The 14,696-nt window shown below is 52.0% G+C and carries 15 protein-coding genes; 10 read left to right on the top strand and 5 right to left on the bottom strand.

The genetic code is table 11. From position 1 onward, the window contains the following. Nucleotides 1-145 precede the first annotated feature (145 nt). From ACZZ0D_RS08820 to ACZZ0D_RS08800, 5 genes are all read left to right on the top strand, one after another. Nucleotides 146-1,807 carry an ATP-binding cassette domain-containing protein gene (locus ACZZ0D_RS08820; RefSeq protein WP_463552957.1) on the top strand — a complete coding sequence of 554 codons (1,662 nt, stop codon included), beginning with the start codon at nucleotides 146-148 and terminating at the stop codon, nucleotides 1,805-1,807. A gap of 130 nt (nucleotides 1,808-1,937) precedes the next feature. Further along, nucleotides 1,938-2,498 (top strand): hypothetical protein, encoded by a 561-nt coding sequence (locus ACZZ0D_RS08815; RefSeq protein WP_463552956.1) that lies wholly within the window; start codon nucleotides 1,938-1,940, stop codon nucleotides 2,496-2,498. Between the two features lie 250 nt (nucleotides 2,499-2,748). Beyond that, nucleotides 2,749-4,272, top strand: a complete 1,524-nt coding sequence (locus ACZZ0D_RS08810) for a T6SS phospholipase effector Tle1-like catalytic domain-containing protein (RefSeq protein ID WP_463554779.1) — start codon at nucleotides 2,749-2,751, stop codon at nucleotides 4,270-4,272. A gap of 8 nt (nucleotides 4,273-4,280) precedes the next feature. Further along, on the top strand, nucleotides 4,281-4,943 hold the full coding sequence (locus ACZZ0D_RS08805) for a DUF2931 family protein (RefSeq protein ID WP_463552955.1): 663 nt from the start codon (nucleotides 4,281-4,283) through the stop codon (nucleotides 4,941-4,943). Nucleotides 4,944-5,038: 95 nt separating this feature from the next. Then, the gene (locus ACZZ0D_RS08800) at nucleotides 5,039-5,536 is read left to right on the top strand and encodes a GNAT family N-acetyltransferase (RefSeq protein WP_463554778.1); all 498 of its coding nucleotides are present in this window, start codon (nucleotides 5,039-5,041) and stop codon (nucleotides 5,534-5,536) included. Between the two features lie 81 nt (nucleotides 5,537-5,617). Here the strand turns inward: ACZZ0D_RS08800 and ACZZ0D_RS08795 are convergent, their stop codons facing one another. The 4 genes from ACZZ0D_RS08795 to ACZZ0D_RS08780 all read right to left on the bottom strand — a co-directional run bounded on the left by ACZZ0D_RS08795 (nucleotide 5,618) and on the right by ACZZ0D_RS08780 (nucleotide 8,152). Then, entirely contained in the window at nucleotides 5,618-5,983 is a 366-nt protein-coding gene (locus ACZZ0D_RS08795; protein WP_463552954.1) for a DUF6124 family protein, read from the bottom strand. A 148-nt stretch (nucleotides 5,984-6,131) separates the two neighbouring features. Then, the gene (locus ACZZ0D_RS08790; RefSeq protein WP_463552953.1) at nucleotides 6,132-6,497 is read right to left on the bottom strand and encodes a DUF6124 family protein; all 366 of its coding nucleotides are present in this window, start codon (nucleotides 6,495-6,497) and stop codon (nucleotides 6,132-6,134) included. A 534-nt stretch (nucleotides 6,498-7,031) separates the two neighbouring features. Continuing rightward, nucleotides 7,032-7,349 carry a DUF7677 family protein gene (locus tag ACZZ0D_RS08785; protein WP_034154003.1) on the bottom strand — a complete coding sequence of 106 codons (318 nt, stop codon included), beginning with the start codon at nucleotides 7,347-7,349 and terminating at the stop codon, nucleotides 7,032-7,034. A gap of 182 nt (nucleotides 7,350-7,531) precedes the next feature. Further along, a complete protein-coding gene (locus ACZZ0D_RS08780) occupies nucleotides 7,532-8,152 on the bottom strand; it encodes a tyrosine-type recombinase/integrase (protein WP_463552952.1) in 621 nt (206 codons plus the stop codon). 215 nt (nucleotides 8,153-8,367) lie between these two features. On the opposite strand from ACZZ0D_RS08780, the gene ACZZ0D_RS08775 reads away from it, so the two are divergent. From ACZZ0D_RS08775 to ACZZ0D_RS08760, 4 genes are all read left to right on the top strand, one after another. Next, complete coding sequence (locus ACZZ0D_RS08775; RefSeq protein ID WP_463552950.1) at nucleotides 8,368-8,850, top strand: hypothetical protein; 483 nt, start codon at nucleotides 8,368-8,370, stop codon at nucleotides 8,848-8,850. A 342-nt stretch (nucleotides 8,851-9,192) separates the two neighbouring features. After that, on the top strand, nucleotides 9,193-10,389 hold the full coding sequence (locus ACZZ0D_RS08770; protein WP_463552949.1) for an AAA family ATPase: 1,197 nt from the start codon (nucleotides 9,193-9,195) through the stop codon (nucleotides 10,387-10,389). Nucleotides 10,390-10,391: 2 nt separating this feature from the next. Continuing rightward, nucleotides 10,392-11,039 (top strand): HNH endonuclease, encoded by a 648-nt coding sequence (locus ACZZ0D_RS08765; protein WP_463552948.1) that lies wholly within the window; start codon nucleotides 10,392-10,394, stop codon nucleotides 11,037-11,039. Between the two features lie 574 nt (nucleotides 11,040-11,613). Further along, the gene (locus ACZZ0D_RS08760; RefSeq protein WP_463552947.1) at nucleotides 11,614-11,967 is read left to right on the top strand and encodes a CPCC family cysteine-rich protein; all 354 of its coding nucleotides are present in this window, start codon (nucleotides 11,614-11,616) and stop codon (nucleotides 11,965-11,967) included. 137 nt (nucleotides 11,968-12,104) lie between these two features. On the opposite strand, the gene ACZZ0D_RS08755 is transcribed toward ACZZ0D_RS08760, so the two are convergent. Continuing rightward, the gene (locus ACZZ0D_RS08755; RefSeq protein ID WP_463552946.1) at nucleotides 12,105-12,908 is read right to left on the bottom strand and encodes a 2OG-Fe(II) oxygenase; all 804 of its coding nucleotides are present in this window, start codon (nucleotides 12,906-12,908) and stop codon (nucleotides 12,105-12,107) included. Nucleotides 12,909-13,176: 268 nt separating this feature from the next. Between ACZZ0D_RS08755 and ACZZ0D_RS08750 the strand changes: the two genes are divergently transcribed. Beyond that, nucleotides 13,177-14,148 (top strand): AraC family transcriptional regulator, encoded by a 972-nt coding sequence (locus tag ACZZ0D_RS08750; RefSeq protein WP_401238568.1) that lies wholly within the window; start codon nucleotides 13,177-13,179, stop codon nucleotides 14,146-14,148. Nucleotides 14,149-14,696 lie beyond the last annotated feature (548 nt).

The following is a 14,696-nucleotide window of genomic DNA, read 5'->3' as shown; positions in this document are numbered from 1 at the left end:
CAAGCGCAAAAACTACAACATCGAAGGCAATCGCCTACAGCCACCTCGGATCTCACCGACTTGTTTGTCCTCAGGTCAAACCCTATCGTTGAGCGCTTGCTGCAACCCAAGCAACTCGCTTTAACCCCATCAAGAACGGATTCATATGAACTGGGTCAGCCATTACCTGAAAAGTTTCAAAATAATCTCGAACAACTATCGATGGTTTACCGCCAGCTTCATCGCGGTATCCACACTGTTCATACTCTGCAGTGCCCTTAATTCCTTGCTTCCAGTACTACTGAGAAATGCCGCAAACACCTTTGACGGCGCTCCGAACGCAAGCACTCAATTCCTCTTATTCGCAGGTTGCTACGCCTTACTCTGGACAGTCTCACAAGTGCTTTCCAGCGTTCGCGGCGTCTTTTCGGCGTGGATACTCGCCAAGTGCGACGCGACTCTTTACGAAACCATCCTCACCCGAATTTTTCAGTACGCTCACAGCAAACAGCGAACGCTCGACCCTGGCTATGTAGCGGCTGACATCAATCGATCGGCCAGCAGTTTCAGCCTGGTCACCGTGGGCGTTTTCTGGACAATCGTTCCTATCGCGGTTGAAATCATCGTCGCCATCAGCGTGCTTTACACCATCATGGGTGCGGCTTACGCGATGCTGTTTCTCGTCGCCTGCGTCGCACTGACATCCCTGGCCATCTACGTCGCCAAGTCCAGTTCAAGCATTCATCGCGCCTTGTTTGAAGCCGACAACAACCTTTCAAGCTATACCGTCGAAAGGCTTGGCAGGGTTTACGACATCAAGATCAACAACAGCTTGCCCAAGGAACACGCCCTTGGCCGAACCTTCTTCGACAACTACGTCAAAACCATCAGAGACGCCAACCTTCGCATGGGCATTCGGATTGCCTGCCAAGGCATGGCGATTGGCGCCGTACTGACATTTTTCATACTGTTATCCGGCCTGTACTACCGCACGAATTTTACGGCTGGCGATTTCATCATGATCGTTGGATACATCACCCTGTTCACCCTGCAACTCCATCTATTGGCGGGCACACTGTTCAACCTTCAAGCCCACCTCATATCGTTGAACGACGGCATCAAATACATCGAAGAAGACATTAAAGAGCAGTACCACCCGAAGCATCACGCAGACGTCGAAGGCTTTACGCTCACAGGCGTAACACTGGCAAAGGACAACAGAACCATCCTGAACAACATCAACGGTCAGTTGATGTCTGGCGTAAATATCATTTCAGGAAAATCCGGCGCGGGAAAAACAACGCTGGTAAACATTCTTTTGGGTCTCGAAGAATCCCATGCAGGAACGGCCCTCTACAGAGGACACCGGATCAGTGCGGCACTCACCGAACACATACTGTCAGAGGTTTCCGTCGCGCCGCAAAAACCGGTTCTAGTGTCCGGTACGCTCGAAGATAATCTGCTGTATGGCGCTGATGACGTATGCCAAAACAGACTGCAGGAAATTGTCGAACTGCTCGGATTCACACGGCAAGGCACTGACGCTGAAGCCTTGCTGGCAACTGAAATAGACGTCGCCGGCAGCGGATTGAGTGGTGGTGAGAGACAGCGAATCGCCATCGGCCGGGCGATATTAAGAGACAAGCCCACGCTGATACTGGATGAACCCACTGCCGCGCTTGATGAACGAACCGCGCACAAAATCGTTGAATGGCTCGCCATGCATACACGCAACTTGATCATCGTCACCCATGACGAAAAGCTGAAAAAGAAGTACGGCATAAAAATAGAATTGAATGAGACCACCGCTGACTCTGTTCAGGTGTGACCCGGCGGAGTGCAAAAATCAGGATCGCCGGGTGCGAAGGCAACTTGCCCAAACGCTGTTCCACGCTAAGTTTAAGGTCAGTAACAACAACGACCCCGCCCTCGCCCAGTACGAATCCACGGGAGGCTTGATGAACAACTTCCCGATCGTGGCCACCGTTCTCTCGATGATCCTCGGCCTCTCCGTCACTCGCCTCCTGCTCGGCGCTCTCACGGTATTCCGCATCCGCCGCGTGGCCGCGCCAGACTGGGTGCCGCTGGTCTGGGCGGTGATGCTATTCACCACGCAACTGGAATTCTGGTGGGCCGTCAACGCACTGTCGACGGTCAAACAGACCTTCTCGTTTCTCGAGTTTCTACTGCTGGTGATGCTGACACTGTCGCTGTTTGTCACGGCGGCGTTATTGCTGCCGAGCCGTAGCGAAGATGAGCAGAGCGGATTGCGCGTCTACTTCGAACAGGACGGGCGATATGCATTGCTGTCGCTGTCCACGTACCTGTGCCTGGGGCTGGTCGTCAACGTCATGTTGTTCGACGCCTCGCCTTTAGCACTGTGGGGCCTGCTGGACGTGATCATGATTGTGCTGCCAATCTGCGCGTTCTTCGCGCGATCGCGTAAAGGCTATACGACCATCACCCTGATCTACGTGCCTCTGAGCGTGATCGACTTCATCATTTCGCTGGGGACCTGAAGCTCCCTTCTTGCCACTGAAACCCGCTAAACCTACAGGGTGATCCCCTCCGCTATTTTCTTTCATACGCGCATTTTTATCGGCTCTGGAACAAGGCCTAGGTGGTTGTGTTTTCACCGCGAATAACAAGACGTTTCCTACAGATTGGCCTATGACCTGACTGTTAGCCTCCGGCTTCCCTTACATGGAAAGTACAGAGAGGCCAGGATTGAGCGAGACATCCGATTGGGTAACGGCTTGCGATCACATCATGCCGAACGTTTGCCGGCCCGCCCCCGTTAACGCCCTGCGAACGCGCGCAACATCCAGGCCCGCCGTGCCGCCACAGCGCCAAACACTCATCGACAGTGGCCCGCGTACCGCCAGCGCAACAACCAGGATTGCCCTGCGCATCGGGGTGTTTTTTGATGGCACCGGAAACAATGCGGCGAACACCGCATTGGGTTTGGCGTGTGGCGCCCAACATCCCATCAAGCCAGAGGATCGGGGCGCCAGTTGCAAGCCCTATATGAGTGATCCTGATAGTAGCTATGGGTGTGACACTACGAACATATCCAAGCTCTTCGATCGTTATCAGGTTGCCAGTGAGCCCACTGCCGATGGCATGAACATATTGTCGTTGCGAAAGGTGTACGTCGACGGTATTGGCACCGTGTCGGGAAAAAAAGACAGTCTGATGGGTGCAGGCATGGGGCGCGGTGACACAGGGGTTGTCGGACGGGTTGAACAGGCATTTCAATCAATCGACCAGCATATAAAAAACACCCTCCTTGAAAACCCTGGTGGCGAAATAACCTCGCTCACCTTTGACACCTTTGGCTTCAGTCGAGGCGCTGCGGCAGCAAGGCACTTCGCGAATGAGGTGGCGCTCGGAAAAAAAGGACTACTCAAGCAAGCCTTGGAAGCGAACGAAGAAGGCTTCGGCAAAACCTTTCTCGACTTTTATAAAAGCGATATCAACATGGGCTTCATTGGCCTGTTCGATACCGTCGCGTCCATCGCCGGGTGGAGTAACTTCGGCAGGGTACAAAGCGCTACAGCACCTGGACTCCATTTGTATCTACCTCGTTCGCTGTTCTCAAACGTGGTGCATTTGGTGGCGCGCGATGAGCGCCGGGCAAATTTCCCATTGAGCCGAGTGAAGCCAGATCATCTGGAAATTAGCTTGCCCGGGGTGCATTCGGATATCGGCGGAGGCTATTTTGCTGAAGCGGAGGAATGTGTTCTGGTGGGGCCTATGCAAGGGCTAACCGTGACAAAGGGAACGGCTATTACAACGACCTCAATCTATCGTGATGCTGAGAAACAAAAAGCTCGGATGGTTGCGGAAGGCTGGCCTGCGTCCATGTTGGATATCGTCACTCCAAATCCGAAGCTACTGGATGTCGACTCGCAGGATCGAATGGCCGACCGAGAGGAACGTGTCTATGCAGGGCTACAGTTCGCGCGCCCTGTTCGGGGTGATTTATCCCGAGTGTATTTGCGGGTCATGTACGAGCTTGCAAAGCAAAAAGGCGTGCGTTTTCAGGAAATCCCGGAGATGCCTGACTATCAGGTTTGCGCTGAGCTCCAAGCGCTTTGTGATAGGTTCGTTTCTGGTGATTACAGTGTTTCCCCATCTGAGGAAGCACTGTTGAAGCTGCGTTACATCCACACCTCTGCCCACTGGAATAACCCTTTGGACGACAGTAATCAGCACGAACTGAAATTGTTCTACATCAACGCCCCTACAGAAGACGGGATGCGAGTTCAGCACCCGCATGTACCCGATTGAGGTCAAGGATGAACAGATTATTCATGGCACTGGCCAGCATGTTACTGATTGGCGGGTGTCAGGCTACTGACCCGTTATCGAGTGAAAATGACCAGCATTTGCGGTGGTGGAGCCTCGACTTTCAAGGGCCGGATTACATGCTCGGGGAAGTAGAACTGCGCATAGTCGAGGACATCGATGGTCAGCAATTTCGCCTCTCAGGCGGTGGCCCAATAGGAACCGATACCCCAGAGGATGGCACCGAATCAGCGAAGGGATGGCACGACACTGGCGGTAAAAGCATCAACCCAGTGAGTGGAGCCGGGTTACCCAAACGAATTTTCGTTCGCTGGCAATCCATTGTTGAACCTAAAACCTACAAAGTCTGGGTGGATATATCAGAGGAAGCCCGACAAGCCTTGAAAGCTTCAATCGCTCGGCGATGCCCGGAAACGCCAAACAAACGCGCCCCTTATGCCGCCTCAATGACGTTGGGATTAGCGCCAGGTGGTGTCGTCCAAGTCTGGGTGAAGGACAGCTGCTTCAAACCCATTAATGTCGGTCGCGCCCAAGCTGAAGTGGAACCTCTAGGCCCGAGCCAGGGAAAGACCGAAGGCCGTTATGCCTACAAGCTCAACGATAAAACTCAGCGTTACATCGAACGCTTCGGCATCCCTTATGGAAGCTGGTAATGCCGCGACTGGCGCTACTCGGGGCGTTCAAACTATGGCAGCAAGAAAATGCCAGATCTTTCTCAGCAGTCACGTACACGTTTGGGATACTTGTTATGCCTGTTTCCACTGGTCAAAACACCGCTTTCGTATTATGCGCAGCTTCCGATAAAGACCTTGAACATCTGGTAACCATTAGAATTGAGGCCATGCGCGAGAGCCTTGAGCGGCTCGGTCGATTCAACCCGCATCGTGCGCGCGAACGATTTCTTGATGGCTTCGACGCCCGCAACACACGCCGCATAGAAGTATCAGGTCATGTGGTTGGTTTTGTCGTTGTCAAAGACCACCAAGGCGAGCGATTGCTTGATCACTTGTATGTGATCCCCAGTGCTCAAGGAGCAGGGATCGGCTCTGGCGTTCTCACTCAGATTTTCAAAGAAGCCGATGAGGTCGGGCGCGCCATCAGGGTTGGCGCGCTCAAGGAAAGCGCTTCAAATCGTTTTTACACTCGCCATGGCTTCGTATTCGTCGAAAGCGGTGAATTCGATAATTATTATGTTCGGGTCAGCGGGAATGCTGATAATTCCGCAGACACAGATCGGTTGGTCTAAACGCGGTCGCGCTGAGGAAGATCAAGGTGGCGAACGATGCGTAGCTCCGTCCCCAATCGTCCGCCACAAGTTACCTAGCGCTTAAGCCGAAGCCTTCAGCTCAACATTATCCAGCGCCTTATTCACCGCCAACTCCCCCAACATCACAACCTGCGCAATCCCCAACAACGTATTGCGATTCGGCCCCTCCAGCATCCCGGCAAAATCCCCAAGCATCACCGTCGCCGAGGCCAAAGACTCACACGCATTGACCAGCAAAGTCTCAGTATCGGATTGCGGATTAACCATGAACAAAGTGCTGGGGCTATACGGCGTGGCCATGATCTTCTCAGGCGCCAGATAATGATCGAGCGCCCGCTCCGCCGCATCGTGAAGCTTCCTCGAATCGAACGATTCATAAGGCGACGCCGGATCCGTCACCGACGCCTTCGGTGGTGCAGTGCTCATCAACTAAAACTCCAATCAGCAAACATCAAATAAACCCCTGTAGGAGCTGCCGAAGGCTGCGATCTTTTGATCTTCTTCTTACAACCAAACGCAAAATCAAAGAATCGCAGCCTGCGGCAGCTCCTACAGGGCGATCGCGGCGGAATCGCTAGTGCGGCAAGCGACGGCCATCCAGCACTCGATTGACCATAAGCTCACTCAGCATGATCACCTGATGCAGCATCAACAGCGCCCGGCGTTGTGAGTTGTCGACGCCATTGCCGATATCACGCGCCATGTCACTCGCGGCGGCTAACGATTCGCACGCTTCGACGAGCAGGGTTTCTTCGTCCACGGCGGGGTCGACCAGGAAGATCTGGCTGGTTTTGCGGGAAGGGATTGAGAGTTTCAGTGCGTCGGGGTTGAGGTAGAAATTGATGGCGCGCTCGGTCGCCTCTTTTATCTTTTGAGGTTCGAGCGTTGGGTCGTACGGGATCGGATCGGCGTCCGGTGGGTTTGGTGTTGGTTTGAACATAGAGGACTCGCTACCTTATAAGAAATAAAGAGCCGTCACTCTCGCTACCAAACGATGGGTGGCGGCCATGCGTGGGTTGGTAGACCGGTCAAGATAGCAAACCCCGGCGCTCACGAATGAGCCCCACGCATGGCCACCATAAAAGCTGAGCCTCAAAATCGAGACTGCATAAGGTGTCGTCATACGGCTATCAAGAAGCGGGCTACCAAACCCGATCACTGTTTTGCAGTGACAGGCAAACGATATACCCCATCCCATAGCCGCATATGCCGGCGGATTCTGAGCTGCGCGTAGGCAATGGCGCAAGGCGTTGTAGCCTTTATGGCGTAACGATTTGTGTAATTTAAACGCGCTTGCTGGCTTACGTTTAAGTAATGGAAAACGCCCATCCTCACCTTGGCGTCATGCTACGACTGGGCATGCCTCATAATTTAAACCACGTCCAGCCGCATTTACCTCCCACCCATTAACGAACGGCCGCTTTCGGCCAATAGCTGCCATTCGGCCCTCGTGTCTGCGAGCTAAAACAATGTCTTAGCGTCCGAGTGAGGGCGGCCCATATAACTCAGTTTCCCAGTCTTCAAGAGGCGGCTTTACTTTGAAAGATGGGTCGCAGTATGACCTTAAGTAGTCAGTCGCTCTCCTTTGGGCGTAGGTGAAATTGAGCACGTTGCCTTCACCGTCCATCTCTATGACGTTCGCGAATATCGCGAAGACCATCTCAATTGCACTCGGCTCAGAGCCATAAATGTCGATGTACTCCACGTTTTCAAGCATGTAGTGGCTTCCACTTGCCATGTAGTACGCAAACGTTCGGAGTGCTCCACTGAAATCATTACTCAGCTTCTTCATGTACATTTTCTTTTAGTAAATGTTCTGGATTTAACTGCTTCATAATCAAGCATTGGCTTTTTTTGCCGTTTTATTGTGGTCGAGAAAGGCCTGAACCGGCCAATGAGCATTAGCAATCGATTGCTGACAGTCTGCTTATGGCCGGTTAGCGACGGTCAGGGCTCGACCGTCGCTATGCATATTCAAACCTCGGTCTGTTCCGCCATCTCTAGGGCGTCGTCGACTTCAATTCCCAGATATCGAACGGTGCTCTCCAGCTTCGTATGGCCAAGCAGCAGTTGAACCGCTCGCAGATTCTTCGTCCTGCGATAGATCAGCGATGCCTTCGTACGCCTCATTGTGTGAGTGCCATAAATAGCTGGATCAAGGCCAATTGCTTCCACCCAGCCTTTGACGATACGTGCGTATTGACGTGTTGATAGATGGTCTGAGGTATGCAGCTGGCTCGGAAAAAGGCAGTCCTCGCTCCGGAGTTGGGCCTGGTGTATCCAGGCTGCGATAGCAAACCGTGTTTGTTCGGTGATCTCGAACTGCACTGGCCGCAGCGTTTTCTGCTGCATCACGATGGCGCGTGGTGATACGTGCTCGCCATGGGCGACGTCACGCACACGAAGTTTGGTTAAGTCGCAGGCCCGAAGCTTGCTGTCGATGGCCAGATCGAAGAGCGCAAGATCACGGGTTCGTTCTGCAATTTGAAGCCTTACCCGGATGGCCCAGATATCTCTCAGTCTGAGTGGAGCTTTCTGCCCTACCAGTTTTCCTTTGTTCCAAGGCTGGCGGCTGCAGGTAGCGAAGATGTTCATGACGAGTCCTCCACGTGTCGAAGGACAAGGATGGCTGACCAGAGAAAGGGTCGCTAACCGGCCATTTCCGGCCGCTCGCGGAGATAGAATAGCGGTTGCCGGTTATTTCTGTGATGAGCTGATGCTCTGTCCGAACGATATGAGGCATAACTCGTAGTCGGTGCCTTATGAAAGGTCCACCCTTAAAAATTCAAACACTCAGCGTTGGAATGAGAATGTCCGATAAAACTATTTATGCCAAAGAATTCGCGATCTGTGTATCGATGTCAGATTTAGTAACCTGGGAAGGTGATCAGACGTCTCCCAGCGTCTACCTGCAGGCGGTATTTTCGACCCTTGAAATTTCCGTCAATATTCTCGAACTCCACGAGTTGTATTTCGCCCACCTTTACAACGGCTACGGCGACGTGCATGTTTATCATGCTCGAAATAACGGAGGCAGTATTTTCGCAATCGACTTGTATCGAGAGCTCACAGACCAGCTAGATTTGACAGGTCTATTTCTACGTATTGAAAGCCCCAAATTTGATCAGGCACTCGCCCATCTCCGGTCGTTCTATGACAGCGCGAGGTGCCAAGTAGCATTTGAGCAGGCAGGCTACTCCAAGCGACTTCGTGAAACGCTTGATGAAAGCAGGTACCCTCGACTGGTCGAAGAAGATCACGCCTTCGTACAGCAGCATTTCACTCATCGGTGACGCTAGCCAATCAGCCCCCTTTTCTGGGGCAAGGCCCGTTGTGACAGGCAATAATCGGCCAAAAGCTGCCATCCATCAATGACCGTTGTCAACCCATTGCGAGAGTTCAGACATTCGTGATCTGTTCTAATATAGTGTCCGGGTAAAAGATAAGGAGTCTTCTCGATTCGATAGGATGAGGTCGATACCGAATGTCTCAGCTTGGCGCAGGGGAGTCGAGAAGCTTCGATTTAGTTGCGAGGATTACTGCTATTTGGGCATGCTCCTCGTGGATCCAATGATTCAAAAACCTTAGTGAAACATTTGTTTCGTCTTTATCTAAATGGAAGTTGCGAGGTTGAGGTGCTGACTGATATTGGGTTTAATGAAGCTATTGCGGATGACGATGCCGTAGCGATTATTGTAGGGCCTAACGGATCTGGAAAGAGCTTTTATTTGCTAGATATTGCGAAGGAATACCGACAAAGAAGAAGTGTCACGGTTCTTTCAAACACGCCCTATGGGCGTCTAAATAGTTTGAAGGGCGTAAATAAATTTTCAGTCGGACGGTTCGGTGCATCACCCAAGAAAATGATTAAAGAAGCTGTGCTTGAGGCTCTTAAACGAGAGGATTCTGCTTTTTACCATATCAGTTCGATACTCGAGTATTGTGGGTATTATTCTCGCTTCGGCTTTCGCTTAGAAGGCTTCACTTTGAGAAATATCCAACAATTTAAAAGCTTCATAGATGACGCTGGTAGTTTCTTTGGTACTGAAGAAGGGATGCGGGATTTTGAAATCGCTCAGAGCTTTATCTCTCGTTGGAATCCGGGGGAAGTGATTTGGATCGATCCAGCGAGGTCTACTCATGAGTTTTCTCAAAGCCGTGAGTTTGCGGCGATATTGAGGTGCGAAAGTTTTCTGGTGCGGGCCAAGATTATAAAGGAGATTAGCGTTTTTCTTGAAAAGCAAGGAAGCAATAAGTTTGAGCTGAGCAATGCGAGCTCCGGGGAACTCTCGCTAATCTGCTCTCTGATATTTTTATCTATAAGTGTAAAGCAAAACTCGATAGTTCTCATAGATGAGCCGGAGAACAGTCTGCATCCCGCTTGGCAACGTGAATACATTGGCAAAATAATTGCAGCATTAGCCTATCGAAATGTATCTGTGATCGTCGCCACGCACTCCCCACTCGTTGTTTCAGGGGCGTTAGCGGAACATTCAAATCTAGTTTCTGTTCATCAAATGACAGGCACTGGCCCGGTGCGATTGAGGCTTAATCATAGTTCGGCTAGCAGCGCGGGAATCGAAGCGATTCTTTGGAAGGCATTTGATGTTGTTACGCCTGCTAACCACTTCGTCAGCGAAGAAATCGTAGATGCAATGAACAGGTTTGAGCGAGATCAGTTGAGCAGAAGCGATTTGACTTCCCTAATCAGAACAATGCAGGAAAAAAGTTTTGATAATCAGCAGGGAGAATTTTTTGATGCAGTTCTAGAGTTGGTAGATAAGGTAGATAAAAACAAGAGAATAAAAACCAAGCCAGCAGACGGTATTTAAATATGGCAGACGCGTATCATCCACGGTTGACTGAGATCAATTTGACAGACGATGAAGTGACTGCTATTCAGGCAGCGCTCGCCTCATCTAGTCCATGGAAGGTAGAGGGAGAGCATATTCAGAGTGCGAAAAATAAGCTGCGTGATTTTCATCTACTCCGGCATGAAGAGAACTGCTGTTATTGCAGGATGAATTTGCATGGCCTTGGTCACTTTACGATTGATCGCGAGCATATACTGCCAAAAGGCAAGGATCGCTACCGTTCACTTAGTTATACCGTGTGGAATCTTTCTGCCTCCTGCAAAAGATGCAATATGCAATACAAAGGAGAAGATGACGACTTTGTTTTGGATAAAAATAATTCAGTGAAATACCAAAGTTCAGAAAATTATTTGATTGTGCATCCCAGCTTTGATGAATGGGAGCAGCACCTATCGCGCGAAAGCAAGCAAGTCAATAGAAAAAACATGGTGAAGTTTTCCATAGTCGATGGTAGTGCTAAAGGGCAATATACGTATGATTATTTTAATTTGATGGGTTTGGAGGTTGATTCCTTCACTTCTGCACAGGCAGTTAATGTGCTTGGAAGACGAGAAGACAGTGAGGCCGGAATCGAAGTTAGGTCACTTGCTGCTAAGCATGGGCAATAGTAAGAACTCTTTTGGCAGGATGTCTTGAGTTTGCCCTCAACCGAAAACTTTTTGGCCAGTTTCAGCCCTTCACGAAAGGCTGAAACCGGCCGAAGGCAGAGGTTTCATCGGAAATCTTCCGCTGCAATTGGGAAGACTTGTGAACTTCTTACAATCGTCGTTCAGTCCTCCTCTCTAGAACATGTCAGTAGTTAGTCGTGACCAGATTTCAAGTCTTGTTACACGCTGTGGATAATCAAAGCTAATCGAAGTAACTCACTCAAGTATTTCGTTTATACACTGATTTGCGAGCTCAATCAGTTAGATGCTCGTAGTCTTTTTTTGCAAAACATACCGTGGAATCTAGAGCGCTATTAATCGTACTAGAACCAGGCTGAGCCGTATTGGTGGGCAGCCCGTTTTCCGAAAACAGGTTCAGACAAGCGTCCGTTTTTTGCCGGAAAGCGGTCACTTGCGAGGGGCCGCTTTTGGCCGGTTGCGGCCTGTCATGAAGGGCAGCCACCGACCCGTTGCAACCGTTCAGCACGTGGCTAAAATCAACCGTCAATAGACTGCCACCCATAAGTGAAAACTGATGTTTACCTGCCCATGCTGCGGATATGCAGTCTTCGAGGAACACCCAGGGTCATACGACATTTGCCCAATTTGCTTCTGGGAGGATGACGTGTTCCAACTCTATTACCCTCACCAGGTGGATCGACCGAATAGATGTAGCTTGATCGAGGCGCAGGTCAATTTCGTCCAATTCGGTGCGTGCGAGCGAAAAATGTTGAAGAATGTGCGAATGGTTAGCGAAAGCGATATGCGGGATGGTAAGTGGTTCCCTCTTTGGTCTCGCCGAATCGCCATTCCAGATCCCGACTCCAACAACCCGCATACTCAACACATGAAGTCGAAGTACGACCTCTACTATTGGCTGCGGACCTAGCAGCGCAAATTGGTACTAAGTCCAAATTGGTCGGAAGCAGTCTATTCAAAACGGCTGCTTTTGGCCGAAAAGAGACCTAGCGGGAGCTACTCCCCCCGCATGAACAAATATGGCCCTGCCCTCTCACTAGCGAACTCTCACCCCTTCTTCCTAAACAGTTTTTCCACGTAGTACGTCACGCTCCACCGATCCTTCGGCCGCGGCTTATAGTGCGTTTTATTCCTCTGCCCCGGCTCCCCACCCACCCCACTCGCCGTGTAGTAATAAAGCGCAATCGACCGTCGAGTGATGTGCTCCGGCGTAGTCAACGGCTCCGGATGACCATGATTACTATCCTTATCCGTATTAAAAATCACACACCGGTTATAAACCGGCAGCACCTTCTTCAGGCATTTCTTCATCCCCACATCCCAAAGCTCCAGGTTGCCCCCGTACTCCTCCTGCCAGTCCTCTGTCAGGTAAATAATCACGTTCAACCGCCGCTCAACGTTGAGCTTTTTGTTCAGCCGAAAATCCGAATGCACGCCCAGGAAGCCGCCGGTTTTGGTTTCATGTAATCCGCCGCCCGCGAAGTAAGGGTCTGGAATCAGCCCTTGAATGCCGGTGAGTTTTTCGAGGAATTCCAGCATCGGTGCGGAGTTGAAGGTGTTGAACACGTTCTTCAGGTACGGGCTGCAGGCGTTGGGGCTGATCTGGCGTTTGAGTTGGCCTTTGTAGCCGCGCTCGTAGATTTGTTCGTTGTTTGTCGGTTCGACCGGGAAGTGTTGGCGGATGCTGGCGATGACGTCAGCTTGCAGGAAGTTGTCGATGACGATGTGCGGGAATGGCGTGGCTTGGGTGTATTCGCTGGTCAGCGATTCGCCGAAAGCGCTGGCGGCGTTTTGGTCGAAGTCGAGTTCCGGGGTCAGGGTGATGGGGAGTGTTTGCGTGTTGGCTTGCATTGCCGCTCCAATGTTCTTCAAGTCTTTCAGGTCACGTCAAACAGGGCCAGGCGCTCGGCGCGGTGCCGCTGTTTGTTCGCTGGGTACAGTGGCGAGCAGGTTGCCATGTCGGCAAAGGCCTGCCGAGTGTACTTTTCCGAAACGTGCTGTGGCGCTGTAACGACATGTTTCCGGCTGTCACAAACTGGTCATATTTCCTCTGCTAATCTCCTCGGCGCCCTACCCCTACACCCCTGTCCTAGAGCCCCCACACGAAGGTGCCGCCACGGTGTTTCCGACTCCCGTTCGCCAGCAAATTATCCTGCGCTCCGACAACCTCCGTTCGGATGACTTCGGTGCACTTTTTTCGAAGTTGTTTGGTAATCGCTATGCCGACAATCCGCCGCTGCCGTCGAACATCATTATTGGTGGGGTTTACGGGCGGCACGATGGTGTGAGTTTTCGGCGGATGCATTATCACGGCGATTTCACGGTGTCTTTTCCGGATCAGCAGGATGAGATTACGTTTGTCATTCCTACGGCGGGCAAGATTGTTTTTAACCATGCGACGGAGTCTGTGGGCGTGACGCAGGTGGGGCTGGCGATTGATAAGGCTGAGATTCGCTCGATGCGGTTTTTTGATGATCATGCGCATCATGGGATTTCGGTGAATCGGCATCAGTTGACGGAGCGGTTGTCGGCGCTGTTGGGTAAACCGATTCTGGAAAGGATTGTGTTTGAGCCGAGTGTGAATCTGGACTCGGCGGCGTTTCAGGGGATCAAGGCGTTGATTGATCTGGCGACGGGCGCGGAGTTTGATGCGTTGATCAACAGCGGGACGTTGATGCCGTCGCGGTTGCGCGAGATGTTGATTGATGCGGTGCTGGAGGCGTGGCCGCACAACTTCACCGAGGCGCTGCGGCGGCCGGCGCCGATGGTCGCGCCCCGGCATGTGAAGTTGGCGATGGAGTTTATTCAGGCGCATCCGGAGCAGTTGGTGAGTGGTGTGGATCTGGCGCGGTTGAGTAATGTGAGTCAGCGGGCGTTGCAGGAAGGGTTTCGGCGGTTTGTCGGGACGTCGATTGTGGCGTATCAGCGGCAGGTGCGGCTGGAGCGGGCTTATGAGGTGTTGGCGCGGCGGGAGTCGGGGTCGGTGACGGAGGTGGCGTTGAGGTTTGGGTTTAGTAATGTGGGGCGGTTTTGTCAGTATTTTCAGGGGGCTTATGGGGTGAGTCCGGCGGAGTTTCGGGCTCGGGGGTGATTGGATTTTGAAGCTGTAGGGTTAATTGTGGCGAGGGGATTTAGCGAAACGTCGCACCGCCCCGATGGACTGCGTAGCAGGCCCATTTTGGGGCCGCTGCGCGACCCAACGGGGATAAATCCCCTCGCCACAAGGGGGTGGTGTGATTCTTCAGGTTATTGGTTGAATCTCAGGGCTGCAGGGTCAGGCTGATGGATCTGGGGTGACTCATTAGTAGCTTGGGACACCGTTGTGGTGAGGGTATTTGGGTTGTTGGTTGAATCTCAGGGCTGCAGGGTCAGGCTGATGGATTTGGGGTTACTCATTAGTAGATTGGGATACCGTTGTGGTGAGGAGATTTAGCGAAACGGCGCACCGTGCCGATGGTCTGCTTGGCGTGGGGTCACTTTGAGGTTTTGTGGTGGGGCAGCCCCTCACCCCAGCCCTCTCCCGAGGGAGAGGGAGCCGATTGGTGGGTTTTTCAAAATTTGAGTTCGACTCGGTATGCCACGTCGGTGTAGCTCTCCCTATCCACGCGGTCAGTCCCCTCTCCCTCCGGGAGAGGGCTA

The organism is Pseudomonas sp. AC193 (genome assembly GCF_979258075.1).
The sequence above is the reverse complement of the archived record's forward strand: the minus strand, read 5'-3'. Positions and strand labels throughout refer to the sequence as shown.

What these genes read in the sequence shown, in the direction of transcription:
- ACZZ0D_RS08820 (WP_463552957.1), top strand. Translation starts at nt 146, where the DNA reads ATGAACTGGGTCAGCCATTACCTGAAAAGTTTCAAAATAATCTCGAAC.
- ACZZ0D_RS08815 (WP_463552956.1), top strand. Translation starts at nt 1,938, where the DNA reads ATGAACAACTTCCCGATCGTGGCCACCGTTCTCTCGATGATCCTCGGC.
- ACZZ0D_RS08810 (WP_463554779.1), top strand. Translation starts at nt 2,749, where the DNA reads ATGCCGAACGTTTGCCGGCCCGCCCCCGTTAACGCCCTGCGAACGCGC.
- ACZZ0D_RS08805 (WP_463552955.1), top strand. Translation starts at nt 4,281, where the DNA reads ATGAACAGATTATTCATGGCACTGGCCAGCATGTTACTGATTGGCGGG.
- ACZZ0D_RS08800 (WP_463554778.1), top strand. Translation starts at nt 5,039, where the DNA reads ATGCCTGTTTCCACTGGTCAAAACACCGCTTTCGTATTATGCGCAGCT.
- ACZZ0D_RS08795 (WP_463552954.1), bottom strand. Translation starts at nt 5,983, where the DNA reads ATGAGCACTGCACCACCGAAGGCGTCGGTGACGGATCCGGCGTCGCCT.
- ACZZ0D_RS08790 (WP_463552953.1), bottom strand. Translation starts at nt 6,497, where the DNA reads ATGTTCAAACCAACACCAAACCCACCGGACGCCGATCCGATCCCGTAC.
- ACZZ0D_RS08785 (WP_034154003.1), bottom strand. Translation starts at nt 7,349, where the DNA reads ATGAAGAAGCTGAGTAATGATTTCAGTGGAGCACTCCGAACGTTTGCG.
- ACZZ0D_RS08780 (WP_463552952.1), bottom strand. Translation starts at nt 8,152, where the DNA reads ATGAACATCTTCGCTACCTGCAGCCGCCAGCCTTGGAACAAAGGAAAA.
- ACZZ0D_RS08775 (WP_463552950.1), top strand. Translation starts at nt 8,368, where the DNA reads ATGTCCGATAAAACTATTTATGCCAAAGAATTCGCGATCTGTGTATCG.
- ACZZ0D_RS08765 (WP_463552948.1), top strand. Translation starts at nt 10,392, where the DNA reads ATGGCAGACGCGTATCATCCACGGTTGACTGAGATCAATTTGACAGAC.
- ACZZ0D_RS08760 (WP_463552947.1), top strand. Translation starts at nt 11,614, where the DNA reads ATGTTTACCTGCCCATGCTGCGGATATGCAGTCTTCGAGGAACACCCA.
- ACZZ0D_RS08755 (WP_463552946.1), bottom strand. Translation starts at nt 12,908, where the DNA reads ATGCAAGCCAACACGCAAACACTCCCCATCACCCTGACCCCGGAACTC.